27 protein-coding genes, 1 tRNA gene and 1 pseudogene are annotated in these 25,830 nt (G+C 66.5%); 9 read left to right on the top strand and 20 right to left on the bottom strand.

Annotated features, from left to right (window positions below):
• Nucleotide 1: 1 nt before the first annotated feature.
• The 6 genes from IVB23_RS11060 to IVB23_RS11035 form a co-directional block, all read right to left on the bottom strand.
• Nucleotides 2-2,704, bottom strand: a complete 2,703-nt coding sequence (locus tag IVB23_RS11060) for a DUF2339 domain-containing protein (protein WP_247803507.1) — start codon at nt 2,702-2,704, stop codon at nt 2-4.
• Between the two features lie 51 nt (nt 2,705-2,755).
• A complete protein-coding gene (locus IVB23_RS11055) occupies nt 2,756-3,724 on the bottom strand; it encodes an NAD regulator (RefSeq protein WP_247803506.1) in 969 nt (322 codons plus the stop codon).
• A gap of 211 nt (nt 3,725-3,935) precedes the next feature.
• A complete protein-coding gene (locus IVB23_RS11050) occupies nt 3,936-4,442 on the bottom strand; it encodes a hypothetical protein (protein WP_061878466.1) in 507 nt (168 codons plus the stop codon).
• A 165-nt stretch (nt 4,443-4,607) separates the two neighbouring features.
• A complete protein-coding gene (locus IVB23_RS11045) occupies nt 4,608-5,222 on the bottom strand; it encodes an HD family hydrolase (RefSeq protein WP_247803505.1) in 615 nt (204 codons plus the stop codon).
• Nucleotides 5,219-5,845, bottom strand: coding sequence for a DNA-3-methyladenine glycosylase I (locus IVB23_RS11040; RefSeq protein ID WP_247803504.1), 627 nt, complete (start codon nt 5,843-5,845; stop codon nt 5,219-5,221). Before IVB23_RS11040 ends, IVB23_RS11045 begins: the two co-directional genes overlap by 4 nt.
• Nucleotides 5,842-6,723, bottom strand: a complete 882-nt coding sequence (locus IVB23_RS11035) for a folate-binding protein (protein WP_247803503.1) — start codon at nt 6,721-6,723, stop codon at nt 5,842-5,844. The genes IVB23_RS11040 and IVB23_RS11035 overlap by 4 nt, the downstream gene beginning before the upstream one ends.
• Before the next feature lie 101 nt (nt 6,724-6,824).
• Between IVB23_RS11035 and IVB23_RS11030 the strand changes: the two genes are divergently transcribed.
• Both IVB23_RS11030 and IVB23_RS11025 read left to right on the top strand, forming a co-directional pair.
• Complete coding sequence (locus IVB23_RS11030) at nt 6,825-8,159, top strand: dihydroorotase (protein ID WP_247803502.1); 1,335 nt, start codon at nt 6,825-6,827, stop codon at nt 8,157-8,159.
• Between the two features lie 158 nt (nt 8,160-8,317).
• Nucleotides 8,318-9,187 carry a sulfurtransferase gene (locus tag IVB23_RS11025; protein ID WP_247803501.1) on the top strand — a complete coding sequence of 290 codons (870 nt, stop codon included), beginning with the start codon at nt 8,318-8,320 and terminating at the stop codon, nt 9,185-9,187.
• Nucleotides 9,188-9,355: 168 nt separating this feature from the next.
• Here the strand turns inward: IVB23_RS11025 and IVB23_RS11020 are convergent, their stop codons facing one another.
• The 4 genes from IVB23_RS11020 to IVB23_RS11005 form a co-directional block, all read right to left on the bottom strand.
• Complete coding sequence (locus IVB23_RS11020) at nt 9,356-9,616, bottom strand: hypothetical protein (RefSeq protein ID WP_028176925.1); 261 nt, start codon at nt 9,614-9,616, stop codon at nt 9,356-9,358.
• Nucleotides 9,617-9,827: 211 nt separating this feature from the next.
• Nucleotides 9,828-10,205 (bottom strand): TIGR02301 family protein, encoded by a 378-nt coding sequence (locus tag IVB23_RS11015; protein ID WP_061878459.1) that lies wholly within the window; start codon nt 10,203-10,205, stop codon nt 9,828-9,830.
• A gap of 48 nt (nt 10,206-10,253) precedes the next feature.
• Nucleotides 10,254-10,688, bottom strand: a complete 435-nt coding sequence (locus IVB23_RS11010) for an NUDIX hydrolase (protein ID WP_247803500.1) — start codon at nt 10,686-10,688, stop codon at nt 10,254-10,256.
• A 9-nt stretch (nt 10,689-10,697) separates the two neighbouring features.
• Nucleotides 10,698-11,207, bottom strand: coding sequence for a hypothetical protein (locus tag IVB23_RS11005; protein ID WP_061878457.1), 510 nt, complete (start codon nt 11,205-11,207; stop codon nt 10,698-10,700).
• A gap of 63 nt (nt 11,208-11,270) precedes the next feature.
• Between IVB23_RS11005 and IVB23_RS11000 the strand changes: the two genes are divergently transcribed.
• A complete protein-coding gene (locus tag IVB23_RS11000; RefSeq protein ID WP_247803499.1) occupies nt 11,271-12,029 on the top strand; it encodes an SOS response-associated peptidase in 759 nt (252 codons plus the stop codon).
• 196 nt (nt 12,030-12,225) lie between these two features.
• Here the strand turns inward: IVB23_RS11000 and IVB23_RS10995 are convergent, their stop codons facing one another.
• The 6 genes from IVB23_RS10995 to IVB23_RS10970 form a co-directional block, all read right to left on the bottom strand.
• Complete coding sequence (locus tag IVB23_RS10995) at nt 12,226-13,419, bottom strand: CoA transferase (RefSeq protein ID WP_247803498.1); 1,194 nt, start codon at nt 13,417-13,419, stop codon at nt 12,226-12,228.
• A 35-nt stretch (nt 13,420-13,454) separates the two neighbouring features.
• Complete coding sequence (locus tag IVB23_RS10990; RefSeq protein WP_247803497.1) at nt 13,455-14,384, bottom strand: glycine/sarcosine/betaine reductase selenoprotein B family protein; 930 nt, start codon at nt 14,382-14,384, stop codon at nt 13,455-13,457.
• 451 nt (nt 14,385-14,835) lie between these two features.
• Nucleotides 14,836-15,417, bottom strand: coding sequence for an NUDIX domain-containing protein (locus IVB23_RS10985; protein ID WP_247803496.1), 582 nt, complete (start codon nt 15,415-15,417; stop codon nt 14,836-14,838).
• A 9-nt stretch (nt 15,418-15,426) separates the two neighbouring features.
• Entirely contained in the window at nt 15,427-15,882 is a 456-nt protein-coding gene (locus tag IVB23_RS10980) for a GNAT family acetyltransferase (protein ID WP_247803495.1), read from the bottom strand.
• The gene (locus IVB23_RS10975; RefSeq protein ID WP_247803494.1) at nt 15,879-17,306 is read right to left on the bottom strand and encodes an FAD-binding oxidoreductase; all 1,428 of its coding nucleotides are present in this window, start codon (nt 17,304-17,306) and stop codon (nt 15,879-15,881) included. The genes IVB23_RS10980 and IVB23_RS10975 overlap by 4 nt, the downstream gene beginning before the upstream one ends.
• Before the next feature lie 23 nt (nt 17,307-17,329).
• Nucleotides 17,330-18,319, bottom strand: a complete 990-nt coding sequence (locus IVB23_RS10970; protein ID WP_247803493.1) for an L-threonylcarbamoyladenylate synthase — start codon at nt 18,317-18,319, stop codon at nt 17,330-17,332.
• 68 nt (nt 18,320-18,387) lie between these two features.
• Between IVB23_RS10970 and IVB23_RS10965 the strand changes: the two genes are divergently transcribed.
• A tRNA-Pro gene (locus IVB23_RS10965) sits at nt 18,388-18,464 on the top strand.
• A gap of 387 nt (nt 18,465-18,851) precedes the next feature.
• Nucleotides 18,852-19,122 (top strand): annotated as a pseudogene (locus IVB23_RS10960) (DUF5131 family protein); the annotation flags it as partial.
• A gap of 33 nt (nt 19,123-19,155) precedes the next feature.
• On the opposite strand, the gene IVB23_RS10955 reads toward IVB23_RS10960, so the two are convergent.
• Complete coding sequence (locus IVB23_RS10955; RefSeq protein ID WP_197968024.1) at nt 19,156-19,482, bottom strand: hypothetical protein; 327 nt, start codon at nt 19,480-19,482, stop codon at nt 19,156-19,158.
• A 173-nt stretch (nt 19,483-19,655) separates the two neighbouring features.
• Nucleotides 19,656-19,880, bottom strand: coding sequence for a hypothetical protein (locus IVB23_RS10950; protein WP_061878448.1), 225 nt, complete (start codon nt 19,878-19,880; stop codon nt 19,656-19,658).
• A 264-nt stretch (nt 19,881-20,144) separates the two neighbouring features.
• On the opposite strand from IVB23_RS10950, the gene IVB23_RS10945 reads away from it, so the two are divergent.
• The 3 genes from IVB23_RS10945 to IVB23_RS10935 all read left to right on the top strand — a co-directional run bounded on the left by IVB23_RS10945 (nt 20,145) and on the right by IVB23_RS10935 (nt 24,120).
• Complete coding sequence (locus IVB23_RS10945; protein WP_247803492.1) at nt 20,145-21,119, top strand: N-carbamoyl-D-amino-acid hydrolase; 975 nt, start codon at nt 20,145-20,147, stop codon at nt 21,117-21,119.
• A gap of 1,133 nt (nt 21,120-22,252) precedes the next feature.
• Nucleotides 22,253-22,870, top strand: a complete 618-nt coding sequence (locus tag IVB23_RS10940) for a TetR/AcrR family transcriptional regulator (RefSeq protein WP_247803491.1) — start codon at nt 22,253-22,255, stop codon at nt 22,868-22,870.
• Between the two features lie 56 nt (nt 22,871-22,926).
• Nucleotides 22,927-24,120: an MFS transporter gene (locus tag IVB23_RS10935; protein ID WP_247803490.1), complete on the top strand. Its 1,194-nt coding sequence runs from the start codon at nt 22,927-22,929 to the stop codon at nt 24,118-24,120.
• Nucleotides 24,121-24,162: 42 nt separating this feature from the next.
• Here the strand turns inward: IVB23_RS10935 and IVB23_RS10930 are convergent, their stop codons facing one another.
• The gene (locus IVB23_RS10930; RefSeq protein WP_247803489.1) at nt 24,163-24,309 is read right to left on the bottom strand and encodes a hypothetical protein; all 147 of its coding nucleotides are present in this window, start codon (nt 24,307-24,309) and stop codon (nt 24,163-24,165) included.
• A gap of 85 nt (nt 24,310-24,394) precedes the next feature.
• Here IVB23_RS10930 and IVB23_RS10925 point away from each other — a divergent pair, with 85 nt between their 5' ends.
• Complete coding sequence (locus IVB23_RS10925; protein WP_061878444.1) at nt 24,395-24,592, top strand: hypothetical protein; 198 nt, start codon at nt 24,395-24,397, stop codon at nt 24,590-24,592.
• A gap of 242 nt (nt 24,593-24,834) precedes the next feature.
• Here the strand turns inward: IVB23_RS10925 and IVB23_RS10920 are convergent, their stop codons facing one another.
• A complete protein-coding gene (locus IVB23_RS10920; protein WP_247803488.1) occupies nt 24,835-25,812 on the bottom strand; it encodes a LysR family transcriptional regulator in 978 nt (325 codons plus the stop codon).
• Between the last annotated feature and the right edge of the window lie 18 nt (nt 25,813-25,830).

The following is a 25,830-nucleotide window of genomic DNA, read 5'->3' as shown; positions in this document are numbered from 1 at the left end:
TTCACGCGCCCGGCTGCGGCGCGGCCGGCGGCGAGGCCTGCCGCCGGAACAGGATGCGTTGGTACAGCCAGCCGATCGCGACCAGCACGACGCCGAGGCACATGAACGAGAGCGCGCGATAGACGCCCGTCAGCGTCGACATGTCGATGACGAAGGCCTTGAGGATCGTCAGCGCGATGACGGCGGCAGACGCCAGCCGCGCCCGTTCCGAATTGACGAGGATGCCGACGCCGAGCAGCAACACGCCGAAAGCGAGCCAGCCGATCGAATAGGTGTATTGCTCGGCGCCCGTGGTCGGTCCCGTGGACAGGATCGGCCCGTGATAGAAGCGGCGGATCTCCAGCGTGACATAAGCGAGCGCGAACACGAGCGCGCCGCCCGCAATCGTATTGGCGTAGATCTTGCCACGCTCGCCGACCACCGCATAGGACAGCAGCAGCATCAGCACGGCCGGCATCGCGTAGCCCAGCAGCAGCAGGTTGAAGACGGCGCCGCCGACGTCGGTGTGCCACAGCAGCGGATTCTCCAGGATCAACAGACCGAACACGCTGACGAGCCCGGCAATCGCGGTCAGCACGACCGCGCTGACATTGTGCACGATGCTGCGGCTGCGCAGCCGCAACCGCTCCAGCCCGATCGCCATCGCCAGCGTGATACAGGCCTGCAGGGCGAATTCGAGCAGCGAGGGGGCCGCGGTCATGCGGCCGCCGGTCGCAAAGTGCCGGATCTCCATGAAGGCGAGCAGCGCGGTGAAGAGGATCGCGGCGGCCTCGACCATGCGCAGCGGCGCATCGTCGGCGCGGCGGCGCAGGAAGACGCTCGCGGCCCAGAACGAAAGCGCCGGCAGGCCGTAGCCCCACAGCAGCCAGTTCAGAATCGGGGTGGTGCCGACGGCGTCGCCGACGATGCGAGGATCGTAGGCGATGCGCGCGGTGACGAGGCCTGCGAAGATCGCGGCGAGCCAGCGCAGGAACGGAATCGGCCGCTGCATCGAGATCCAGGCCGTGCCGAGCGACATCAGCGCCAGCGCGATCGTCAGCCAGCCCTTCTCCAGCGCGAAGGTGAGCGCCAGCGCGAGTGCGCCGAGCGTTCCGGTCGCGAACAGGGCCGTGGAGATCGCAACGCCCGGCCGGGTCTCGCGGCGTGTGAGCGCCTCGGTCGCGGCGCCGAAGGCGGCGGCGAGCAGCACCGCCAGGATCGCGAACGGGATCGAACGGTCGAGATGAGCGATACGCGCGTAGAGCGCGACCAGGATCGCGATCGGCGTCGCGACGCCGGCCGCCGACCACACCACCGGAATGATCACTGAGTTCGACCGGCCCTGTGCCAGGAAGCCGGCGATGCCGAAGCCGGCGGCGAAGATCGCGGCCGTGACCAGGTGCAGCGTCACCGAGCCGTCGGTCGCTGTCGGTCCGATGCCGGGCATGGGGCCGCCCGGCAGCACCAGCATATCGGGATTGGCGCGCACCGCCCATTCGGCGAACACGATGAAGACGGTCGCCGCGGCCGCACCCAGGGCGCCCGTGGCCGCCGGCGCACGCCAGGCGACGAACAGCGTTCCCGCGACCAGCAGCGTGAAGGCGATCAACGCCAGATCGGCGTGCGCGCTCGACAGCACGATCAGCATCGCGCCGAACAGATAGGCGCCGAGCGCGCTCGACGAGACCGGCTCGATCTCGCCGTCCTCGATTGCAGGTCCGAACATGAAGCCGCAGACGACGAGCAGCGCGGCCAGCACGAAGCCGGCGATGACATGGAAGGCGTGCGGCGCGACCTGCAGTTCGGCGGCGTCGAGACCCGGGAAGATCCAGAGCACGGCGAACACGATTGTCGTGACTGCAAGCCAGCGCCAAAGCCGGATACGGGCGAGACCAAAGCTCGCGGCGGTGACGATCGCAAGATAGATGTAAAGCGCCCAATAGTCCGGCTTGCCGCTGGAGACGAGGATCGGCGTCACGAAGGCGCCGACCACGCCGAGGCCGGCGAGTGCTGGGCCGTGCAACAGCGCGGCGGCGAGCGTGCCGAGCGCGACGAGGCCGAGCAGCACGAAGGCGGTTGCGGGCACGAGGAAGCCGTAGAGCGCGTAAGCGGCATAGATGGTGGCGAACGCCACCGCAGTGCCGGCCGCGGTGAGGATCGCGGGGATGTTGGCGATCGGCAGCGCCTGGATGCTCGAGATGGCCTCCTTGCGCCGCGTCCATTCGCCGGCCCCTAACAGCGCCAGTGCGAACAATCCGCCGAGGAACACGCGCACGCCGGGGCCGAGGAGGCCGGCCTCGATCGAATAGCGCACCATGAAGAAGCCGCCGAGCGCGAGCGCGAGCCCGCCGATCCACACCACCCAGCGGGTGCCGAGCCGCTCCTCGAAACCGGGCGCCGGCGCGGGCAGCGGCGGCGGTGCGCTGGCTTCAGGGCCGGCTTCGAGTGGGGGCGGCGAAACATCTGCGGTGACCGGCGGAGGCGTCGCAACCTCGGGCTCGGGTGCAAGCGGCGGCGGCTCTGCCGGCGCTGCTACGGGCGCGTCAGTCTCTACCGGCGCGGGCGTCAACGGCGGCGGCTGCACCTGCCGCTGCGCGTAGAACATCTCTTCGAGCGAGCTCAGCCGGCGGCGCAGCTCGGCGGCCTGGCTGGACGCCTTGATCGCGATCAGGAAGGCGACGATCGCAATGATCAGCACAAAGACGTCGAACGGGCCGTCGAACATGAAGCCTCCAGGCAACCGGCGGGCAGGGGCCGGCACCCCAAATATCAGGATCTAGCGCCGGGACCGCACGCGCAAGCCCGGCGCGGGCCGCTCCTGGAGCACGTCGCGGCGGAAGCGATAGAGCGCCGCCGGCCGTCCGCCCGTTTGTGTCGACATGACGCCGGTCGGTTCGACCAGGGCTTCCATTTCGACCAGGCGACGGAAATTCTGCTTGTGCAGATGCCGGCCGGAGATCGCTTCCACCGTGTGCTGCAGTTCGGTAAGTGTGAATTCGGCTGGCAAAAGTTCAAAGACGACAGGGCGATACTTCAGCTTTGCGCGCAGCCGCGCGATGGCCGTGGCGAGAATCCGGCGGTGGTCGAACCGCATCGAGGTCCCGAGCGGGGGAAGCGACTTGCGCGCCAATGCGGCGGATCGGCCATCGCGCCGCGCCTCCTCGATCAGCCCGGCCTCGTACAGCAGCTCGTAGCGGTCGAGCACGCGCTCCTCATCCCAGGGCGCGCCGTCGAGCCCGAAATAGAACCGCACGCGATCCTTCCGCGGCAGCGCGCGCGTCGTCTCCGGCGTCTCCTCCTCGGCCCAGTTCGTCAGCGCAGGGATGATGTCGCGGGCGATGATCCCCGGCGGCTCCTCGCGCCAGTCTTCCCAGGGGAAGAAGCGATACCATGGCGCGAAGCTCGCCGCGTTTGCGGCGAGCTCGCCGTCCACAGGGCGCGTCAGTGCGAGATAGCCGATCGACACCATATGCGCGCCGGTGTCGCCGGCCTCGGCATGACGGCCGCGATCGCCGAAGGTGTAGAGCTGCTCGACATAGCCGAGCCGCAGGCCCGCCTGCTGCTCGACCCAGGCGCGCAGGCCGATCTCGAAGGTGCGATGGCTCACCGCGTCGAACGGGCCGAACGGCAGGCCGGCAAGCCCGTCGGCACCAGGCGCGGTCAGGATCAGCGGCTCGTGGTTCTCGATCGCAACGATTGCGGCGGTGAGGCCAATCTCGATCGGCGTCAGCTGCGTGTCGCTCATGCGATGATGATCGCGGATGGCGGGAGAGAGAAATGCCACCTGGTTGCGGCGGTCTCTCCGCGGGCTCGGTCTAACCTCTCCCGCTTGCGGGAGAGGTCGGCGCGTAGCGCCGGGAGAGGGGTTTTTCCTCTAGGGGATTGCCTCGTCGTGGAGACACCCTCCCCCCAACCCTCTCCCGCAAGCGGGAGAGCACCTATCTCGCGGCGCCCGGTCATTCGAGCTCGATCACGAAGGGGCGGCCTTCCACCATCATCGCGCCCGGGCCCATCTCGTCGAGTGCGCGCAACATGCGGCCGTTGCGCCCGAGTGCGCGATCGGCGAGGCCGACGATGCGCCGGTTCGGCGAGGCGATCGGGGAGGCCGCGCGGATCTTCCGCGCGATCTCGATCTCGTCGCGATTCGGATTGAGCGCGCACACCGCTGCAAACGCGCTGGCGGTGGAGCGGCTGATGCCGGCATAGCAATGCACCACCAGCGGTGCACTGCGGTCCCAGCCGCGCACGAAGGTCAGCACCTGCTCGATATGCGCCTCTGATGGCGCGACGAAGCCGTCCATCTCCTCGGTGATGTCATCCATCGACACCTTGAGATGGTTGGCCGGCAGCACCGACACAGGACGTGCGACCTGCTCGACATTGGCCATCACCGTCAGCACATGGCTGGCGCCGGTGATGCGGACAGTTTCGGGAAGCGCGGCGAGGGAACAGACGTGGATCATGGGAGACCTTTTTGCCGCCGATTATAGCGAGCGATTGTAGTGTGGGCAAAGCGACATGTCCGCCGTAGCTCGAAGAGCGAAAGCGGCGGCGTGCGCGCCACTTCCGTCGCAGACGCGAAAGGATGGCGGCCACGGCGCAGCGCGCCTTTGCCCACCCTGCAGCACCTACGCAAACACCGCGCCGAACCGCTCCAGAAACTGCTTCTCGGCCCGTGCCGCCGTCCAGGGCGTCATGTAGTCGCGCCGGACGCTGTCGGACAGGCCGGGATCCTTGCCGAACAGGCGCTTGGCCTCGCTCTCGCTGAAGCCGGCGAGCTCGGTTGCCTCGAGGTAGGCTGCGCCGCGATCGGCGGCCTTGATGGCTTGCGTGATCTCGTCGGGCAGCACCGGCGGCAGGCCGAAGCGAATATGGATGGCGCCGAGCAGGCGCTTCTCCACCGCCTTGTAATGGCCGTCGAGCACGGCCTTGAACGGCGAGATCATGTCGCCGATCACATATTCGGGCGCATCGTGCAGCAGGGCTGCGAGCCGTATGCGCTGGTCGGCCCGCGGCATCTCGTGCCGCAGCACGGTTTCCACCAGCAGCGTATGCTGCGCGACCGAGAAGATATGCGCGCCGATGGTCTGCCCATTCCAGCGCGCGACGCGGGCAAGGCCGTGCGCGATGTCGGCGATCTCGATGTCGAGCGGGGAGGGATCGAGCAGATCGAGCCGCCGGCCCGACAGCATGCGCTGCCAGGCGCGGGACTGCGCATCGCGCGCGGTCTTCTTCGCCGTCATTTGGCCTTGAGGCGCGGCTTGCGCTGCGTCTTGCCGCAGGCGGCGTGACAGTGGCAGTCGACGAGATGATCGTTGACCATGCCGGTCGCCTGCATGAAGGCATAGACGATGGTCGGGCCGACGAATTTGAAGCCGCGCGAGGACAGCTCCTTGGATATCTGCACCGAAAGCGGCGTCGAGGCGGGCACGCTCGCGGTAGTCTTGAACTTGTTGACCAGCGGCCTTCCGTCCATGAAGTCCCACAGCAGCTTCGAGAAGCCCGGGCCTTTCTCCATGATGTCGAGATAGGATTTCGCGCTCAGGATCGCGCCATCGATCTTGGCCTTGTTGCGCACGATGCCGGCATCGTTCATCAGCGCATGGATCTTCTTCGCGTTGTAGCGCGCGATCTTCTCCGGCTGGAAATCGTCGAAGGCTTTGCGGAAATTGTCGCGCTTGCGCAGGATCGTGATCCAGGACAGGCCAGCCTGGAAGCCGTCGAGCATCAGCTTCTCGTATAGTGCGCGGTCGTCATATTCCGGCACACCCCATTCGGTGTCGTGATAGGCGACGTAAAGCGGATCTTCGCCAGGCCAGGGACACCGTTTCAGGCCGTCGGGATGCAGGCGGGCGGCACGGCTCATGCGATGGGCTGCTTGGCTGGAATTCGAACGACGTCTGGTTCAGCGAGCGTCAGCGGCAGCCCACCGGCGGTGAGCGGCTGGCCCGCGTCGAGCGCGTCCGCGACGCGGTCGATGCGCACGAGGGCAATGCCCTTGCCGCCGGCGGTCGAGCCGATGGTGCCGACCGGCTTGTCGCCGGCAAGAATGGTCGTGCCCGGCTCGGGTGACGCACCGTCGAGCAGCACCTTCACGCTGCGCGTGCGCGCGGTGCCGCGATGCTGCATGCGCGAGACGACCTCCTGGCCGACATAGCAGCCCTTGTCAAAGTCGACGCCGGCGAGACGGTCCATGTTGGTCTCGTGCGGGAACGCATCGCTGTACATGAAATCGAGCCCGCCGCGGGGCACGCCGAGCGTGATGCGGTGCGCCTCGTATTCTGCCGCATCGACCAGCTTGGCACCGATCAGGTCGGACAGCTTCTGCTTGAGATTTTCCGGAATCAGGATGCGGTAGCCGAGCCCCTCATTCCGCGGATCGACGAAGGCGAGGTCCGGCTGGGCGGCGGGCTGGCCGTCCCAGGCCGCAAGCACGCCGAGATCGTCGGAAAGGTTGTCCACCGTGACCTTGGCCCGCAGCTTGTAGAATTTCAGCTTGGTGGCGAGGCTATCTGCCAGCGCTTTCGGGCAGTCGATCAGGAACCCGCCGCCGTGACCCGCGGGGACCTCCGTGATCAGGAAATCCACGATGATCTTGCCCTGTGGCGTCAGCAGCGCGCCGAATCGCCCCAGGCCCGGTTGCAGCCTGTCGAGGTCGGTTGTGACCAGGCCGTTGAGGAAGTTGCGCGCATCCTCGCCCGCGACCTTGACCACGCCCCGGTCGGGAAGAAACGCCGATTTCATGCGAAAATCTCTTGCGACATGTTGCTCCGGAACGTAAGCCCGCAACGCATAAACGACAAGACCTCGAGCCCTGCGCTTGGGGATGAGAGAGGCCTTCAGCCATGAGCCAGCGTTTCGATGTGATCCTCAAGGGCGGCACCGTGGTCAACCAGGACGGCGAGGCTGTTCGCGACATCGGCATCACGGGCGGCCGCATCGCCGAGCTGGGGCCGCTGTCGCAAGGCAGCGCCGCGGAGGTGATCGACTGCAGGGGCCTGCACATCCTGCCCGGCGTGATGGACACGCAGGTGCATTTCCGCGAGCCCGGGCTGGAGCACAAGGAAGACCTCGAGACCGGCTCGCGCAGCGCCGTGATGGGCGGCGTCACCGCCGTGTTCGAAATGCCGAACACGGCGCCGCTGACGGTGACGGAGGCCGAATTCACCGACAAGGTGAAGCGGGCCCATCACCGCATGCATTGCGATTTCGCCTTCTTCATCGGCGGTACCCGCGAGAACGTGCAGGATCTGCCGGTGCTCGAGCGCGCACCCGGCTGCGCCGGCGTCAAGGTGTTCATCGGCTCCTCGACCGGTGCGCTGCTGGTGGAGGACGACGAAAGCCTGCGCCGCATCTTCCAGGTGATCCGCCGTCGTGCGGCCTTCCACGCCGAGGACGAGTATCGGCTCAACGAGCGCAAACCGCAGCGCATCGAGGGCGATGCGCGCTCGCATCCGGTCTGGCGCGACGAGACCGCGGCGCTGATGGCGACGCAGCGACTGGTCAAGCTCGCGCACGAGACGGGCAAGCGCATTCACGTGCTGCACATCTCGACCAAGGAAGAGATCGAGTTCCTGCGCGACCACAAGGATGTCGCCTCCTGCGAAGCGACGCCGCATCACCTCACGCTGATCGCGCCCGAATGCTACGAGCGGCTGGGCACGCTCGCGCAGATGAACCCGCCGGTGCGCGGGGCCGATCATCGCGCCGGCATCTGGCGCGGCATCGAGCAGGGCATCATCGACGTGCTCGGCTCCGACCACGCCCCGCATACGCTCGAGGAGAAGTCGAAGACCTATCCGGCCTCGCCCTCCGGCATGACCGGCGTGCAGACGCTGGTGCCGATCATGCTCGATCACGTCAACGCCGGCCGGCTGTCGCTGGCGAGATTCGTCGACCTCACCAGCGCCGGTCCCGCTCGCCTCTACAACATCGCGTGCAAGGGGCGAATCGCGGCCGGTTACGATGCCGATTTCACCATCGTCGATTTGAAGCGCAGCGAGACCATCACCAACAAATGGGTCGCGTCCAAGGCCGGCTGGACGCCCTATGACGGCGTGCGCGTCACCGGCTGGCCCGTTGGCACCTTCATCCGCGGCCGCCGCGTGATGTGGCAGGGCGCGCTCGTGACGGCCTCGCAGGGCGAGCCGGTGCGGTTTCTGGAGACGCTGAAGGCTTAGGGGGGCTTCTATCGGGGGACGAACCCACTATCCCCGTCATTGCGAGGAGCCCTTGCGACGAAGAAATCCAGATTCCCTCAACGGAAAGACTCTGGATTGCTTCGCTGCGCTCGCAATGACGAGGGGGGAGAGCTACCCTCGACAGGGAGAGTAAGGCAATGACTCAACCGACACCCCTCATCACCACCGAGCAACTTGCCGCCATCCTCGGCGATCCCAACCTGCGTCTCTACGACTGCACGACGTACAACGAGCCTGTCCCACCCGGCAGCGACGTGCCTTATCGCGCGGTGCCAGGCGACAAGTCGTTTGCAGCCGGCCACATCCCCGGCGCCGATTTCCTCGACCTGCAAGGCGAGTTCTCGGACACCTCGTCGCAACAGTTCTTCATGATGCCTGGTGTGGCCCAGTTGGAGGCCGCCTTCGGCCGCCACGGCGCCGACGCATCCAAGACCATCGTGCTCTACAGCATCGGCACGATGATGTGGTCGACGCGGTTCTGGTGGATGCTGCGCTCGCTCGGAGTCGATGCGCTCGTGCTCGACGGCGGTTTCGACAAGTGGAAAGAGGAGGGGCGGCCGATCGAGACAGGCGCACCGAAGGGATATCCGGCGACGACATTCAAGGCGACGCCGCGCACGGGCTGCTTCGTCGACAAGGCCATGGTGATGTCGCGGATCGGCGATCCCTCGACCGTGATCGTCAATGCTCTCGGACCGCAGTTTCATTCCGGCCTCGAACCGAGCCGCTATGGCCGGCCCGGCCGCGTTCCCGGCAGCGTCAACGTATCAGCGGCAACCCTCGTCAATCCCGACAGGACCCTGACGACGCTCGCAGACGCAGAAGCGAAATTCGCCGCCCAAGGCGTCACGCGAGACAAGGATGTCATCCTGTATTGCGGCGGCGGCATCTCGGCGACAATCGATCTGCTCATGCTGGCGCAGCTCGGCTACGACAAGCTGACGCTCTACGATGCCTCCATGGGCGAGTGGGCGAGGGATCCGTCGCTGCCGATTGAGACGGATTGAACGCAATCCCGATGCGTCCGGGACTATCTCCCGGCCAGTGTGAGATGAATGCTTGTCGGGAGGAAACGGCTTCCGTGCGATAAAGGCGGCAGGCTTCGCGATGCTTTTCGCAGAGTGATTCATCCGTCGACTGGCCCCGCCCGCGTGGCGGGGTCATTTTCGACAGGCTTACTGCCTGGAGATGCCGACCGAGAATTCGCCGTTGCGAATGCGGCCGGGAAAGCCCTCGACGAACTTCGCCACCGCGTCCTCGCCATAGGTGCCGACCAGCTCGGCCAGCGCCGCAAACAGGCTCGCCTGCGCCAGGCAATCGCCGTCGACGCCGTCATGGCGCGCCTCGGCCCAGGCCTCGTTGAGATAGCTGAGGGCAGCCTGTTTCTGCTCGTGATCGGGCAGCGGCGCGCGGGCGTAGGAAATCGGCTGGCTCATGAAACTCGATCAGGGCTGGGGCGCGATCCACGGCGATGCGCTGTGCGAGAGGTGTAGCACGGTCGTTAACGACCGCTAGGCCACATCTTTAAGAACGGTTAACGGCTGTGCACAAAGTCGATGACAGGGTTCCCGTCGCGCCGCGCCCGCATCTGCCGCCGTCATTCCGGGGCGCGCGTAGCGCGAGCCCGGAATGACAGGTGGAGAGAACCTAGTTCGCGTAGCGCGCCGTCAGATCGCGCGAGATCTTCGAGCCTTCCTCGATGTAGCGGCGGATCGCCACCGTCGCGGCCGGCGTGCAGCTGCGGTAGGTCTGCTGAAAGCCGTTATAGCCCCGGTTGAATCCGGCGATCATGCGGGTGCGGCGCTCCCCGGAGGGGGTTTCGGCATCGATCAGCGCCTGCATCTCGTTGCGCCATTTGTTGCCCTCGTTGGACCCGCAGATGCCGCGCAGATAGTGCAGCCCGCCGAGGATCTCGGCCAACCGCTGCAATTCGCCGTCAAACGGCGCCGCCGCGTCCTGGGCCCGGGCGGACCCGGCGGCGCAGGCGAGAATCAGGGCAAAAATGGCCAAAAAGCGCGTGGACATCGGCGGGCTGTATGCCCCGTTGGGCCCAGGGAAGCAAGGCGGAGTCGCCTATGCCTGGATCAGCCGGGCGGCGGACAGGATGACCTCCTCCAGCCCGCCGGTCAGCTTGAGGTCGCCGAGGCTCGCCAGGGCGTCCGGCGCGATCCAGCGGTAATCGTCGAGCTCGTCGTTCAAGGCCGGTTTCCCGGCCGCCCAGCGGGCGGCAAAGGACATGATCAGGTAATGGCCGGCGCCGGGCGCGGCCGGCAGTACCTCGCGCCAGCCGGCGAGGCCAATGATCTCGATACGAAGGCCGGTCTCTTCGTCAACCTCGCGGCTCAGGGCCTGATGCAGCGATTCGCCGAATTCGACCCGGCCGCCGGGAAGCGAATAGAACCCCTTGGCAGGCGAACGGGCGCGTCGGACCAGCAGCACCTTGCCGTCGCGGAAGATGGCTGCGCTGACGGCGAGCTGGGGGTGGATGGGCTGGACGACCGCGGGCAATCTCGTCACCTATCCGGCCGAGTTCGCCATGATGGTGTCGACGTCGGCTTCCGCGCCGCCATTGATGATCCCGCCGCAAGCCGCGATCAGCGGCTTGACCCAGAGGGTGGCCTGCTCGGCGAGGCGGACGCGGGTGGTGTCCTTCTCGACGTCGCGCATGGCCGAGCCGACCGCGGTCAGGATCGATGTCATGGTGTCCGTGATGTGGTCGAACTGGGCGCGCACGTTGGGATCTGCCTTCTCATAGGCCTCGATGGCCAAATCCCGCGCCTTGAAATTCGACGCAGTGAAATGCTCGGCATAGGACAGCGGCGTCCAGGTCAGGAAGTCGTCGGCGCATTCCGGCATGTCCGGGACCATTTCGAGCAGCATCACGGCTTCATTGAAATGGTTGAGATAGTCGGTGGCAAGCCCGGTCCGCGGGTTGATATTGGCCACGCGCAGGCGCTCGGCCCAGGCCTCGGCCTCGGGGCCCGTCTGTACATGCGTCCGCGCGGGTTGGGAGGCCGTTGAGCTCATCTGCCGCAGTGTTAGCATTCTGGGTTAAAAGGACCTGAACGGACCTTATATAGACGCGCAGGCATGTGTGGACGCTTCGTCATAACTTCGGCCCCCGCGGCTTTGCGGCAACTGTTCGGCTATGTCGAGCAGCCGAATTTCCCGCCCCGGTACAATGTCGCCCCGACGCAACCGATTCCGGTCGTGTTGGTCGAGAACGGCGCGCGGCATTTCCGGCTGATGCGTTGGGGCCTGTTGCCGGGCTGGGTCAAGGATCCCCGCGGATTTGCGCTCCTGATCAACGCGCGTGCCGAGACGGTGCTGGAGAAGCCCGCCTTCAAGAAGGCGATTCGCCGCCGGCGCGGCCTGATTCCGGCCGATGGCTATTACGAGTGGAAGACGGAAGGCGGCCGCAAGCAGCCGTTCTTCATCCACCGTGCCGACGGCGAGCCGCTCGGCTTCGCCGCGGTGTTCGAGACCTGGGTCGGGCCGAACGGCGAGGAGCTCGACACGGTCGCGATCGTCACGGCGGCAGCAGGCGAGGACCTCGCCGCGCTGCATGACCGCGTGCCCGTCACCATCAGCCCGCGCGATTTCGAGCGCTGGCTCGACATCGGCGGCGACGAAGTCGACGCGATCCTGCCGCTGATGACCGCTCCGCGCATCGGCGAATTCGCCTGGTACCCCGTTTCCACCCGCGTCAACCGCGTCGCCAATGACGACGAGCAACTGCTCTTGCCGATCAGCGTGGAGGAGATCGAGGCGGAGGCGGTGAAGCCGAAAAAGGCGGCGCGGAAGATTGCTGCTGCGCCGGCAGATGACGGGCAGGGCTCGTTGTTCTAGGCGCGGCTAAAACTCCGCTGTCGTCCCGGACAAGCGCGCCCAAAGCGCGCGCCGATCCGGGACCCATAATCACAGGGAGCAGCTTGGCGCGAGCTGGCAACTGCGAGTCATCGCAAAACATCGCCCTGTGGGTATGGGTCCCGGATCAGCGCTGACGCTTGTCCGGGACGACGATCGAGTGTGTAGCTACCAGCCGTCACACAACCTCCCGTGCCCGCAGCCGCGCGACCTCCGCCGCATCGAATCCCAGCTCGCCCAGCACCGCATCCGTATCCGCGCCCAGCTCCGGCGCCATCCGGTCCAGCCTGCCGCCGCCGTGTGCCAGCTTGAAGCCGCTGCCGGCGAAGCGGAGCCTGCCGTAGGGCGTGTCCAATTGCTGGATAGCACCTCGCGCGGCAATCTGCGGATGGTCGATGACCTCCTCAATCTTCCAGATGCTGGCACAGGGCGCGCCGGCGTCTTCCAAAATGGTCTCCCATTCACGCGCCGGCCTTTTCGCCAGCGCCGCCTCGATGATGGCGCGGAGCGCGCCCTCGTTGTCGTTGCGCGCGAACCAGTCGGCAAAGCGCGGGTCGGTGAGCGTGTCCTCGCGGCTGAGCGCGCCCATCAGCGCGCGGTACTGCTTCTCGTTGTTGACGGCGAGCAGGATGTAGCCGTCGCCGCATTTGAACAGGTTGGCGGTGGCCCTTCGGCTCACCGCCTGGTTGCCCGACAGCTGCTGGCGATGGCCGGCGACAGACCAGTCCGCGATCTGCCCTGAGAGAAACGCCAGCGTCGCCTCCAGCATGGAGACGTCGATCAGTTGCCCCTTGCCGGTGCGGTCGCGCTGGTAGAGCGCGCTCGATACGCCGAATGCGGCCGTCGCGCCCGAGAGCACGTCGCACACCGCAAAGCCGGCGCGCGTCGGCCCCGTCTCGGGGTGACCGGTGATGGCCATGATGCCCGACAGCGCCTGCATCTTGCCGTCATAGCCGGGCCGCAGGCGGTCCGGGCCGGTCTGGCCGAAGCCGGAGACCGCGCAATAGATCAGCCTTGGGTTGATCGCGGATAGCGCCTCGTAGCCGATGCCGAGCTTGTCCATCACGCCCGGGCGAAAATTCTCCATGACGACGTCGACCTGGCTCGCGAGCTTCCTCACGATCGCGATCGCCTCCGGCTTCTGCAGATCGAGCGTCAGGCTGCGCTTGTTGCCGTTGACGGCCTGGAACGCCGGCGCCAGCCCGCGCTCGGCCCATTCGCGGGAAAGCGGCGTACGGCGCATGTCCTCGCCCTCGCGCCGCTCGACCTTGATGACATCCGCGCCCAAGAGCGCGAGCTGGTAGCTTGCATAGGGGCCGGCCAGCACTTGCGTGAAGTCCAGGATCTTCACGCCTTCGAACGGGCGCGTCACGTCTCTCTCCCTTTATTTGTTGTTGTCGGAGGACGTCAGGCGGCGCGGTTGCCGCGCGCGATCTCCTTCTGCTTGTCGAATTCGGCGCGGCGCCGCGCCAGCTCTTCGGGGCTGAGCTGCGCGACGTTGTTGTAGTCGAGCTTCCAGGAGGCGTCCTCGCTCCAGCGCAGCGGCGACTGCATCGTGGTCTGCGGACCGCTTGCAGTCTCCAGCAGCTTGAGCGCGAGCTCCAGCGTCTGCGCCTGCGAAGCGACGTCGTGCGGCTTGCCGGCGGAATTGCCGAGCGGGAAGTCGCTGAACAGAAAGCGCGGCACGGCCGCATGCTCGATGATGTCCTTGGCGCAGCCCATGATCACGGTCGCAATGCCGTTCCGCTCCAGGTGCCGCGCCACCAGCGCCGTGGTCTGGTGACAGACCGGGCAGTTCGGCACCAGCACGGCGACGTCGACCGCATCAGCGATGCAGCGCGAAAGAATTTCCGGCGCGTCGGTATCGAGCGTGACGCGATGGCTGCGGTTGGTCGGCGCGCCGAAGAAGCGCTGGCTTACTTCGCCGATGCGTCCTGCGGCGCTGGCCTTCAGGAGCTGCGGCAGCGGAAACCAGGTGCCGCTGTCGGTGGCGCTGGTGTGCTTGCGGTCGTAGCCGATATGCGAGATGCGCAGATCGTGCTGTTTCGACGTGTCGCCGTCATAGACCTGGTAGAATTTCGCGCTGCCATTGTACGCCGCGCCAGGCCCCTGGTCGCCCTTGGCCGGATCGAACGGCGCGGCCGTGGTGATGACGGTGACGCGTGACTGCGCCAGCGGCTTCTTCAGCGGCTGGAACGGCGCCGCGGTGTGATGCGCCCAGCGATACGGCGTGGTGTAGCCGATCGCAGCGTAATAGTCCCGCGTGCGCTGCATGTAGGGAACGGGGGAGTCGTAGTCGGGCGCAAAGCCGAATTCGTCGTCGCGCGGAGCGGACATGGGCGCGTCTCCTGGTTCTTGGTTGGGGCCAGACTAGAGATAGTTTTGGGGTTGCTCAACGGGGAGCGGAAGGACGCAGGACAGAATTGCAGCGCACGATGGCTCGCCGCGCGACGGGTGTGCTCCCTCGCCCCGCTTGCGGGGAGAGGGTTGGGGTGAGGGGGAGGCTCGGCGAGGGCGCTGACAGTGAGACTCGCGGAGGCTCCCCCTCACCCGGAATTTGCTTTGCAAATTCCGGCCTCTCCCCGCACGCGGCAGGGCTATCGCATATGAGATGTCGCTATGGGCACCGGCTGTCTCCACAGCGTCATGGCCGGGCTTGTCCCGGCCATCCACGCCTTTCCACGCGGCACAAAGTACGTGGATGCCCGGGACAAGCCCGGGCATGACGACCTCTGCAAAATTCAAATGCGATTGCCCTGCCGCACGCGGGGAGAGGCGAAGAAATCACCTACCTGAACACATGCAGCGCCGCGTATTGCAGCAGCATGATCGCCTTGGCGTCGATGATGCGGCCGGCGGCGATCATTGCCAGCGCCTCGTCGATGGAAAGCTCCAGCACCTCGATGTCCTCGCCCTCGTGTTCGAGGCCGCCGCCGTCGCTGACGCGCATCTCAGGCTCGTATTCGGCGACGAAGAAATGCAGCTTCTCGGTGATGGCGCCGGGGCTCATGAAGGCCTCGAACACCTTGTGCACGTCGTGCAGGCGATAGCCGGTTTCCTCCTCGGCCTCGGCGCGGATGCGCTCTTCCGGGGATGCGTTGTCGAGCACGCCGGCGGCCGCCTCGATCAGGAGATCGTCGTAGCCGCGGATGAACGCCGGCAGGCGGAACTGGCGCACCAGGATCACCGTGCGCCGGGCGCGGTTGTAGGGCAGCACGGCGGCGGCATTGTCGCGCTCATAGGTCTCGCGGTGCTGCGTCTGCCACGCGCCATTGGCGCGCTGGTACTCGAAGGTCGTGGTCTTCAGCGTGGTCCAGCCATCCGAGAGCACGCGGACGTCCTTGATGCGGACGCGGTCGGAAATGGTCATGGCTCGCTCTCAGTTGCTTGGCGTGGTGGTGCGGCCGTCGAGCCACTTCTGGAACATCACGGACGTCGATAGCTCGAAGCCCAGCGAGTCATAGAACGCATTGGCCTGCGCGTTCTCGCGGCGGACCAGGAGCTGGAGCTTTGCGATATCCGCACGCCGCAGCCAGTTCTCGGCGGCTGCCATGATCTCGCGGCCGTAGCCGCGCTTCTGGCAATCAGGATCGACCGCGACGTAATAGACCCAGCCGCGATGGCCGTCATGGCCGACCATCACGGTGGCGACGATCGCGCCGTTGTCGCGGCCGATCAGCACGGTGGAATTGTCGCGCCGCCGCGCTAGCGCGATGTCGGCATGCGGATCGTTCCAGGGCCGCGTCAGGCCGCAGCGCTGCCACAGCGCGACGACCTTCTCGACGTCGGCATCCGCGATCGCGCTGATCGCGAGCGCAGCAGGGGCCACGCTCACAGCACCTTCCCCGGATTCATGATGCCGAGCGGATCGAGCATCGCCTTGATGGAGCGCATCAGCTCGATCGCGGTCCTGTCCTTCACCTCCGGCAGCTCGTCGCGCTTGAGCACGCCGATGCCGTGCTCGGCCGAGATCGAGCCGCCCATGCGCAGCACGATCTCGAACACCACGGCGTTCATCTCGTGCCAACGCGCCAGGAAATCCGCGGTATCGGCGCCGATCGGCTGGCTGACATTGTAGTGCAGGTTGCCGTCGCCGAGATGGCCGAACGGCACCGGCCGCGCGCCGGGGATCAGCTTCACCACGGCGGCGTCGGCCTCGGCGATGAAGGCGGGCACCGCCGCGACGGGCACGGAGATGTCGTGCTTGATCGAGCCGCCCTCCGGCTTCTGCGCCGCGGACATCTCGTCACGCAGCTTCCAGAACGCACCGCGCTGGGTGAGGTTGGCGGCGATCACGGCGTCGTCGACGATCTCATCCTCCATGGCCCGGGTCAGGATCGTCTCCAGCGGCGTGCGGGCGTCCTCGCTTGGTGAAGACAATTCCATCAGCACGTACCAGGGATGCTTCGCCTGAAGCGGATCGCGCACGTCGATGCCGTGCCGCACCGAGAAATCGACCGCCATCTCCGACAGCAGCTCGAAGCTCGTCAGCGCATTGGCGGCTTCGCCTTGCGCGATCGTCAGCAGCTTCAGCGCCGCGGCGGGCGATTTCAGCCCGACGAAGGCGGTCTCGACCGCCCGCGGCCTCGGAAACAGCCTCAAGGTCGCCGCCGTGATGATGCCGAGCGTGCCTTCGGCGCCGATGAAGAGGTTGTGCAGATTGTAGCCGGTGTTGTCCTTCTTCAGCTTCGAGAGAGAATTGAGCACGCGCCCGTCGGCGAGCACCACCTCGAGGCCCAGCGCCATCTCGCGCGCGACGCCATAGGCGAGCGCCGCGGTGCCGCCGGCATTGGTCGAGAGATTGCCGCCGATGGTGCAGCTGCCCTCGGCGCCGAGCGAGAGCGGAAACAGCCGGTCCACCTCCGCCGCCTTCGCTTGCGCGATCTGCAGCACCACGCCGGCCTCGCAGGTCATGGTGTTGGAGGCGGTGTCGACCTCGCGGATCTTGTCGAGCCGGCGCAGCGACACCACCACCTCGCCATTGTGCGGCGTCTGCCCGCCGACCAGCCCGGTGTTGCCGCCCTGCGGCACCAGCGCGATGCTGTGCGCGGAGGCGAGCTTGCAGATGTCCGAGACCTCCGCGGTCGAGCCCGGGCGCAGCACCAGCGGCGAGCGGCCGTGGAACAAATTGCGCTCCTCGGTGACGTAGGGCTCGATGTCGGTCGCATCGGTGATGGCGTGGCGGTCGCCGACGATCTTGCGGAATTGGGCGATCAGCTCGGGCGCAAGCGGCGGGGTCGCGGATTTATCGACGTTCATTCTCGTGTCTCTTCTCAAGCTTCTTATCGGGCAACCGCAGCCCGGCGCAGCCGGTCGTTGATCGCTTCGCCAAGTCCTTGTTCGGGGATCGCCATCACCGCGATCGCGCGCGGCGCCCGGGCATCGAGGCTACGAAGATAGCCGAACAGATTGGCGGCGGCTTCATCGAGATCGCCTGTGGGCGACAGATTCATGACGGCGGCGGCAGCGTCAACACCAGGCAGCCGGGCGGGGCCGAACGCCAGCAGCGCTTCGCCCGGCGCGACGTCGCGCGCATTGAGCCGCACATCGGCGCGCGGCGCGTAATGCGAGGCCAGCATGCCCGGGGCCAGCGGCTGGCTGTCGCTGAGCTCGGCCTCCACGGGCGGCCGCGCCAGCGGCGTGCCCAGCACCGCCTCGATCCGTTCGCGTGACAGTCCGCCGGGGCGGAGCAGCATCGGCACGTCGAAGCAGCCGACGATGGTCGATTCGACCCCGACCGTAACAGGCCCGCCGTCGACGATCAGGTCGATCCGCCCCGCGAGGTCGCTCTCGACATGGGCGGCCAGCGTCGGCGAGACGTGGCCGGAGATGTTGGCCGACGGCGCCACCACGGCCCCGCCGAAGGCGCGCAGGATCGCCTGCGCCACCTTGTGGGCGGGGATGCGAATCGCGACGGTATCGAGGCCGGCGGTGGCGAGATCCGCCACCGGGCAGCCCTCGGTTTTCGGCACCACCAGCGTCAGCGGCCCCGGCCAGAACGCTTCCGCGAGCTTCAGCGCGCGCGCGTCGAACCGCCCGATCCGCCGCGCGGCCGCGATATCGGCGACATGCGCGATCAGCGGATTGAACGCCGGCCGCCCCTTGGCGGCATAGAGATGGGCGATCGCCGTGGCGTTGGCGGCGTCGGCGCCGAGCCCGTAGACCGTCTCGGTCGGAAACGCGACCAGCCCGCCGGCGGCCAAGGCCCTCGCGGCGGCTTCCGCGCCGGCCTCGCCGGCCGGCAAAATCAGCGTTTCAAGACCCGTTTTCACTAGGGCAAAATTCCTCGGCTCGGCCGCTTGCAGTGCGTCAAACCCGACGCTATAAGCCGCCTTCTTGTCGGAGTGTGGCTCAGCCCGGTAGAGCACTGCGTTCGGGACGCAGGGGTCGCAGGTTCGAATCCTGCCACTCCGACCATTCTTCCAAAAGTCGACGTTTTCCAGAGACTTTGCGGACCGGCCGCCCGCGCCCCGTGGGCGCCTTTTAGCAACGATCTTCGCGGCGGGTCCACGGCCGATTTGGCGGGGCAGGGGCGCTTGCCGCGGCGGCATGGCCCTTCATTTGAAGCAGCAGCGGCGGGAATTAGGCGTTCATTCGTCATCCGCACTGTCTTTCAACCCACAGTCGTGCGATGGTGCCGTCTCCTCTGGGGGGAGTGGTGTCGTGGCGAAGGTGGAGAATGATCCCGATGATCATCTGATGGTCGACGTCGTCGGGCCTTGGGCGACCGAAAAGCATCAACGGTTGAGTGAATACAACAAGCTGGCGCGCGGCGCTCGGGCCAACTTCGTGCCGCCCAAGGGGATAACGGCTGCCGTGCGCTTTATTTCATTCGAGCCGCTATTGGGGTCGGTAGCTGGCGCCAATCTCGCAGGGATTCAGTGGGTGATTGTGGGGGGGAGAGAGCGGACCGCATGCACGGCCAATGGTCGAGGAATGGGTGGACGAGATCGAGGCTGCGTGTCGCAAAGCCAACACAGCATTCTTCTTCAAACAATGGGGCGGCGTTCGAAAGAAGGCGACCGGGAGGACCTATCGGGACTCCACTTTCGACGAAATGCCTGTCGTGGCCTAAGCACAGGGCGTGTTTTCAATCCTGGCGCCGAGACTACCTTCGCGCCACCAGCACACCCACCAGAAACGCCACCATCAGCGACGGCAGCGGGGCCTCGCGCACCATGCCGCGCACGACGTCTTGCCAGCGCTGCTCGGGGACCAGCCTCGGCGATCGCACGTTGGGCGCCGGTTCGATGCCCCAGCTTGATGCGAGCTCGGCGATCTCGCTTTGCGCCAGACGTACATCGTCACGGACCCGGAAGACGGCGGCCTCGGATCGCTCGCGCGGCGCGAGCAGCATCAAGGTCTCGACGGCCGTGCGCAGCGTCATCTCGCCGTAGCCCTGCAGCCGCACCGACTCCTCGGGGTCCGATGTCATGCGAAATCCCTTACAGCGCCAGATTCTTCATAACGCAAAGTCGCGTGCGATGGTGAAGGCGGCGGCCGCGCGCGAGACGGGCTTGCCTGCTCATGATCTGCCTCCATGCTCTGCATGGAAATGGCGGCGGCGGAACTTGGTTCCCTGCGCGCGATGCGAATCGCGGGCGCCGGCTACTTCCGCAACAGCTCGCTCAGGGCCGCCGTCGCCTCGGCGCAGCGGATGTCGTCGATCTCGCGCGACAGGCTGAGCGCGATCGCCCTCAGCTCTTCCAGCGTCCCGCTATCCGAATGCTGGTTTTCGAGCTGGCCGAGACGCTTGTTCAGATCGTCCAGTCTCGATTGAAGCTGCCCGATGCTGGCGGCTCCATTCACTTTCCAAACGCGTTGTGCACGCATCGTCGTTCCCCTGATAGTCTCACGGCCTTGTGAGAGCGGTTCGTGGCCGGAATGGGAGTTTGTTTTGTCCGGCTTCAGATCGCGGGGAACCGTTGCAGATCGGCAACGAATTTCCCTGGGCTTCGGCGCGCGCGCTTGGCGCCCCGCACGATGATACCCGCAGGCACGGAATTTGATTGTGCCGTCAGGATGATGGGCCGAGGCGGCCTATGCGTGCGGCGCAGGCTCAAGCCCGACGCACCCGGAAAAGCGAAGGAATGACGCGTGGCGAGATTTGTGACGATTGCAGCCGGCCAGCTCGGCCCGATCGCGAGGAGCGAGACCAGGACCGCGGTGATGGCGCGGCTGATGGCCTTGATGCGCCAGGCCCGGGCCTGCGGCTGCGACCTGATCGTCTATCCCGAGCTGGCGCTGACCACGTTCTTTCCGCGCTGGTATTTCGAGGATCAGGCCGAGATCGACAGTTTCTTCGAGCGCGAGATGCCGGGCCCGGAAACGCAGGCGCTGTTCGATCTCGCGCGCGAGCTCGGGATCGGCTTTTGCCTCGGCTATGCCGAGCTGACGGTCGAGGCCGGAATTGTCAGGCGCTACAACACCTCCATTCTCGTCGACAAGAGCGGCGCGATCGTCCTGAAGTATCGCAAGGTCCATCTGCCGGGCCATGCCGAGCACGAGCCGTGGCGCGAGTTTCAGCATCTGGAGAAGCGCTACTTCGAGCCGGGCAGCGGCTTCGGCGTGACGGATGCCTTCGGCGGCGTGATGGGCATGGCCATCTGCAACGATCGCCGCTGGAGCGAGACCTATCGGGTCATGGGCCTTCAGGGCGTCGAGATGGTGCTGATCGGCTACAACACGCCGGTGCACAATCCGCCCGCGCCCGAGCATGACGATCTCTCGCTGTTCCACAATCATCTGGTGATGCAGGCCGGCGCCTACCAGAACGGCACCTTCGTGGTCGGCGTCGCCAAGGCCGGCATCGAGGAGGGCGTCGACCACATCGGCGGCAGCTGCATCATTGCGCCCTCCGGCGAGATCATGGCGGCCTGCACCACCAAGGGTGACGAGATCGCGCTGGCGCGCTGCGATCTCGATCTCTGCAACTCCTACAAGCGCACCACTTTCAATTTCGATGTCCACCGCCAGCCGCGGGCCTACGGGCTGATCGTGGAGCGGAAGGGCGTGACGACCATGGCGGATGGGGCGCCGGTGTTGCGGAAGGGGAAGATCGCCTCTTCGTAGCCCGGGTGGACGCAGCGATACCCGGGACCGTGCTTGTGAAAACCCGGATGTCGCTCCGCTCATCCGGGCTACGGCACCTTGCTGTGTCGCCCCTTGTCAATCCACCATCGCGAAAATATTCCACTTTACCGAAATTCGGATTTGTCGTATGTGTCGCCCATCCCGGCTCATTCTTGAGGGGCGATCGTGAGGTCGTCATTGTCGCGAGCCGGGCTTGCGGTGGACGCGGCAGCGTCGGGCGCGAAAGGTGCGGGCAGGGAGGGTAGTCCCCGGTGAGCCCGTGGCCGCGCGCGGACGAACGGCGCTGCTAGGCTTCGTCTCGCCTGTAAGTTTCCGGCTCCGTCGACAGGGCTGGGAAAACTGCGGCGAATGGCGGGCCGCGCGTACGGCAAAACCGTGTGGTCCTGGCCGTCGTTGCTACGGTCAAGCTCTTGCGGAGGCGGCAGTCGCGTCAACCGGCGCGGAGGTCGGTGAATTTCGCGAGGGTGAGGGAGGCCAGAACGAACTCGGCTCCCGGGAGAGCGCGGCATAAGCCGTCCGACCATCGCGCAGGGAAGGCCGAGTGATTGGCACCACCTGTATGCTGCTGTGCGGTTTTCTGCGTGTGCCTTTTGCGCAGCAGACCGCGGGTGCGTTGTCAGCACCCGGCCTTCCCTGTGCCCTCTTGGCTCGAGAGGGTGAGCGACGAAGCAAAGCTCGGGCGAATTTCGCCGCGAGAACGGGAAAACGTGTCCGCAAGCGAGATGTAGCCGAAGAGCGTGCTGTTGCGTCGTACTCCGTCATTGCGAGCGGAGCGAAGCAATCCAGAATCTCTCCTCGGAGCAACTCTGGATTGCTTCGTCGCAAGGGCTCCTCGCAATGACGCGGAGGAGAGAGCGTGCGCCAAACTCCATTCTCGTGCCCCGGACGTAGCGCAGCGTCTCTTCGACGGTGCGCTGCTGAGCCGGGGCCCATGCTGAGGCATCGTGCCGTGTTGCCGCTCTGGGTCCCGGCTCTGCGCCGCAACGCTGTCGCGTTGCAGCTTGTCCGGGACACGAGCGAGAGCGCATCGCCAGAACCTTCGAATCCTGCTCCTCGACCCGCTCACAACCACGTGTCTTTATTCGGGAACAATCATTCCCTATTATGCCGCGATGCAAAAAATCGCCCGCCGATCCCGGTCTGCCCGTCGTCCCGGCCGCCCCCGCGAGTTCGACATGGACACCGCGCTCGACCGCGCCGTGCGCGTGTTTCGCGAGCGGGGCTACCATGCCAGCTCGATCGGCGACCTCACCGCGGCGATGCGGCTCGCCACCGGCAGCGTGTACAAGGCGTTTCGCGACAAGCATGCGGTGTTCCTCGCCGCCTTCGAGCGCTACACGGCGCTGCGCCAGGAGCAGACCCGCAGCGCGGCGGCGCGGGGCGCAAACGGCCGCGAGCAGATCCGCAACGTGCTGCTGTCCTATGTCGAGCACTCCCAGGGCGTCGAGGGACGGCGCGGCTGCCTCGTGGTCGGCAGCGCCGTCGAACTGTCCGCGCATGACGCGATGGTCGCTGCCCGCGTCAGCGCGCAGCTTGCGACCAACGAAGACTTCATCGCCGGCCTCATCCGCGACGGGCAGGCCGACGGCTCGATCCCCAGCCATGTCCCCGCCGACGACACCGCGCGGCTGATGCTCTGCATCACGCAAGGAATGCGCGTCGTCGGCAAGGCGCGCCTGCCGCTCGAGGGGATGCGCCTCGTCGGCGTCGCGATGAAGCTGCTCGCCTGAATTTTTTGTCATAATAGGGAATGGTCATTCCCTAAACCTATCTGGAGTCCATGCGAATGACGATGAATGCCACGATCGAGACCGCACCCGAACCGGGTGCGGTGTCGCAGCGCCTGACCTTCGTGCTTGCCGCGGCCTGTGGCATGATCGCCGCCAACATCTACTATGCGCAGCCGCTGATCGCCCCGATCAGCGCCGCGCTCGGCCTGTCGCATGCCGCGGCGGGACTGATCGTCACCATGACGCAGATCGGCTACGGCACCGGGCTGCTGCTGATCGTGCCGCTCGGCGATCTCGTCGAGAACCGCGCGCTGATCTGCTCAGTAATCATGCTCGGCGCAGCGGCATTGCTCGCCGCCGCGTTCGCCACCCATGCGCTGCCGTTCCTGATCGCCGCGCTGTTCATCGGCCTCGGCTCGGTGGCCGTGCAGATCATCATTCCCTATGCGGCGCATCTGGCGCCTGCAGCCATCCGCGGCCGCGTCGTCGGCAACGTCTCGACCGGCCTGATGCTCGGCATCATGCTGGCGCGTCCGGTGTCGAGCTTCGTCACCGCGGCGCTGTCGTGGCACGCCGTGTTCTTCTGCTCCGCCGCGTTGATGATCGTGCTCGCGATCGCGCTCTGGATGACGCTGCCGAAGCGCAAGCCGGTGACGCGGATGCACTACGGCGAATTGCTGCTGTCGATGCCGCATCTGGTGCGGGCCACGCCGCTGCTGCGGCGTCGCGCGCTCTATCAGGCGAGCCTGTTCGGCGCCTTCACCCTGTTCTGGACGGTGGCGCCGCTCCAGCTCGCCGGCGAGTTCGGCTTCTCCCAGCGCGGCATCGCGCTGTTTGCGCTGGCCGGCGTCGCCGGCGTGTTCGCCGCCCCGATCGCCGGCCGCCTCGCCGACCACGGCCATAGCCGCATCGCGACGCTGGTCGCGATGCTGCTCGCGGCCGGCGGCTTCCTCGTGACCTATGTCGGCGCGCCCGGCTCGATGCTGAACCTCGCCTGTCTGGTGGTGGCCGCGATCGCCATCGATATCGGCGTCCAGGGCAACGTCGTGCTCGGCTTCCGCGCCATCTTCGCGCTCGGGCACGAGCACCGCAGCCGCCTCAACGGACTCTACATGGCGACGTTCTTCGCAGCCGGCGCGGCCGGCTCCGCGGTCGGAGCCTTCGCCTTCGCGCAAGGCGGCTGGGCACTCGCATCGGCCATTGGCCTTGCCCTGCCCGTAATGGGACTGATCTGTGCGGCGACCGAATAGAGGCCGGCACGGCCCACAATGGAATGGTGCGATGCGGCCCGTTTACCAACCCCGCGCCGACGCAATCTGCAGCGCGACGGTGACGATCGTCAGAAGTGGCGGGCCGAGGCCTTCGGGCGAGAGCGCAGCAACGAATTCGCAATCGATCACGCCGCGCGCGTTGCGCCCGCGCAACAGTCCGGCAACCATCCGCGAACTTGCCGCGCGCCGCTAACTTTTCGAAAAAGATTTGGCCGCAGTTTCTCCCGCGGGATTGACGAGGGAGTTTTCGGACATGAACGGTCACGCCATCTTGGAGAACGTGCGCCGCTACCGCGGCATCGCATCGCTCTATCGCCAGACCGCAGCATTCCGCCCGGGCCAGAGCTGGTCGCTGCTGGAGCAGGCGAGGGAGTGGGAAGCGCGGGCGCTGTCGGAGCTGGAGGCCTATTTCGCGGCACGCACGGACCGCACCGCCCAGCTCGCGGCCTGATCGCCGGCCATCGGCGCGGCCGGCAACCGGCTCGCCGAAGGTGCGATCGCCCACGGGACAATTACGGAGTTGTCTCCGCATCCTTGTGTGCTAGCAACGGGCCGATCGAGATCTCCTTCACGTCGGCCGGGGCAAGCGATGACCACCTTCAACCGCATCTTCACGACCGAGCGTCTGCTCCAGATCATTGTGATTCTGGCGGCGACCATCGCCATGAAGCTGATGAGCTGAGCGCCGGCCTTCTATCGCCCGCCGAGTTCGGGCACGTCGGGCAGATAGTTCGACCCTTCCGACCCCAGAAAATCGAACATCGCCTGCGCGGGCGGCAGCAGCACCTTGTCGCTGCGGCGGATCACGTACCATTGCCGCACGATCGGCAGGCCCGCGACATCAAGCACGACGAGCCGGCCCTCGGCGAGCTCATGCGCCACGGTGTGGGCCGAGATGAAGGCAATGCCGAGCCCGGCGATGACCGCCTGCTTGATGGTCTCGTTGCTGCTCATCTCCATGCCGATGACCGGCTCGAGATCCGATTTCTGGAACAGGCCCTCCATCAGCGTCCGCGTGCCCGAGCCGGGCTCGCGCGTGAGGAAGGTCTCGTGCACGAGGTCGGTGAGGTTGAGGCCGGAATCCTTCTCCAGCCAGTGGCCCTTGCGCGCGACGATGATGTGCGGATTGCGCCCGAGCTGGCGGACGTCGACGGTGACGTCGGCCGGTGGCCGACCCATCACCGCGAAATCGAGGTCGTAGCCGTGCATGGCCTCGCGGATCTCCTCGCGATTGCCGATGGTCAGCTTGATCTCGATCTTGGGGTAGCGCTTGGAGAACGCCGCGATCGCGTGCGGCACGAAATATTTCGCGGTCGAGACCGCGCCGAGCTTCACCGTGCCGCCGGTCCGCCCCGCGAGCAGGTCGAGCGCGCCCTGGCAATCCGTGATGGCGGCCTCGATCCGTTCGGCCAGCGCCAGCACCTCCTTGCCCGCTTCCGTCAGCAGCATGCCGTCGCCGGTCCGCTGCACCAGCGGCAGGCCGGCGAGGTCCTGCAGCTGCCGGAGCTGCTGGGTCACGGCCGGCTGGGTCAGCCCGAGATGGCTGGATGCCGCCGTCACGCTGCCCTTGGCCGAAAGCGCCGCAAGCGAGCGCAGCTGCCGGATCGTCAGATGCCGGAGCTGGGCCGCCGCATGGCCGGGGCCATTATAAGAAAATTCTTTAAGGCTCATTATAAATAGAAATTTTCC

This window comes from Bradyrhizobium sp. 191, from assembly GCF_023100985.1.
GTDB lineage: Bacteria > Pseudomonadota > Alphaproteobacteria > Rhizobiales > Xanthobacteraceae > Bradyrhizobium > Bradyrhizobium diversitatis.
Note: the sequence above shows the minus strand (reverse complement) of the source record. Positions and strands in the feature narration are given on the sequence as shown.

Excerpts from the sequence above, each read along its gene's own strand:
- IVB23_RS11060 (WP_247803507.1), bottom strand. The coding sequence starts at position 2,704 with ATGTTCGACGGCCCGTTCGACGTCTTTGTGCTGATCATTGCGATCGTC.
- IVB23_RS11055 (WP_247803506.1), bottom strand. The coding sequence starts at position 3,724 with ATGAGCGACACGCAGCTGACGCCGATCGAGATTGGCCTCACCGCCGCA.
- IVB23_RS11050 (WP_061878466.1), bottom strand. The coding sequence starts at position 4,442 with ATGATCCACGTCTGTTCCCTCGCCGCGCTTCCCGAAACTGTCCGCATC.
- IVB23_RS11045 (WP_247803505.1), bottom strand. The coding sequence starts at position 5,222 with ATGACGGCGAAGAAGACCGCGCGCGATGCGCAGTCCCGCGCCTGGCAG.
- IVB23_RS11040 (WP_247803504.1), bottom strand. The coding sequence starts at position 5,845 with ATGAGCCGTGCCGCCCGCCTGCATCCCGACGGCCTGAAACGGTGTCCC.
- IVB23_RS11035 (WP_247803503.1), bottom strand. The coding sequence starts at position 6,723 with ATGAAATCGGCGTTTCTTCCCGACCGGGGCGTGGTCAAGGTCGCGGGC.
- IVB23_RS11030 (WP_247803502.1), top strand. The coding sequence starts at position 6,825 with ATGAGCCAGCGTTTCGATGTGATCCTCAAGGGCGGCACCGTGGTCAAC.
- IVB23_RS11025 (WP_247803501.1), top strand. The coding sequence starts at position 8,318 with ATGACTCAACCGACACCCCTCATCACCACCGAGCAACTTGCCGCCATC.
- IVB23_RS11020 (WP_028176925.1), bottom strand. The coding sequence starts at position 9,616 with ATGAGCCAGCCGATTTCCTACGCCCGCGCGCCGCTGCCCGATCACGAG.
- IVB23_RS11015 (WP_061878459.1), bottom strand. The coding sequence starts at position 10,205 with ATGTCCACGCGCTTTTTGGCCATTTTTGCCCTGATTCTCGCCTGCGCC.
- IVB23_RS11005 (WP_061878457.1), bottom strand. The coding sequence starts at position 11,207 with ATGAGCTCAACGGCCTCCCAACCCGCGCGGACGCATGTACAGACGGGC.
- IVB23_RS11000 (WP_247803499.1), top strand. The coding sequence starts at position 11,271 with ATGTGTGGACGCTTCGTCATAACTTCGGCCCCCGCGGCTTTGCGGCAA.
- IVB23_RS10990 (WP_247803497.1), bottom strand. The coding sequence starts at position 14,384 with ATGTCCGCTCCGCGCGACGACGAATTCGGCTTTGCGCCCGACTACGAC.
- IVB23_RS10985 (WP_247803496.1), bottom strand. The coding sequence starts at position 15,417 with ATGACCATTTCCGACCGCGTCCGCATCAAGGACGTCCGCGTGCTCTCG.
- IVB23_RS10975 (WP_247803494.1), bottom strand. The coding sequence starts at position 17,306 with ATGAACGTCGATAAATCCGCGACCCCGCCGCTTGCGCCCGAGCTGATC.
- IVB23_RS10955 (WP_197968024.1), bottom strand. The coding sequence starts at position 19,482 with ATGACATCGGACCCCGAGGAGTCGGTGCGGCTGCAGGGCTACGGCGAG.
- IVB23_RS10950 (WP_061878448.1), bottom strand. The coding sequence starts at position 19,880 with ATGCGTGCACAACGCGTTTGGAAAGTGAATGGAGCCGCCAGCATCGGG.
- IVB23_RS10940 (WP_247803491.1), top strand. The coding sequence starts at position 22,253 with ATGCAAAAAATCGCCCGCCGATCCCGGTCTGCCCGTCGTCCCGGCCGC.
- IVB23_RS10935 (WP_247803490.1), top strand. The coding sequence starts at position 22,927 with ATGACGATGAATGCCACGATCGAGACCGCACCCGAACCGGGTGCGGTG.
- IVB23_RS10930 (WP_247803489.1), bottom strand. The coding sequence starts at position 24,309 with ATGGTTGCCGGACTGTTGCGCGGGCGCAACGCGCGCGGCGTGATCGAT.
- IVB23_RS10925 (WP_061878444.1), top strand. The coding sequence starts at position 24,395 with ATGAACGGTCACGCCATCTTGGAGAACGTGCGCCGCTACCGCGGCATC.
- IVB23_RS10920 (WP_247803488.1), bottom strand. The coding sequence starts at position 25,812 with ATGAGCCTTAAAGAATTTTCTTATAATGGCCCCGGCCATGCGGCGGCC.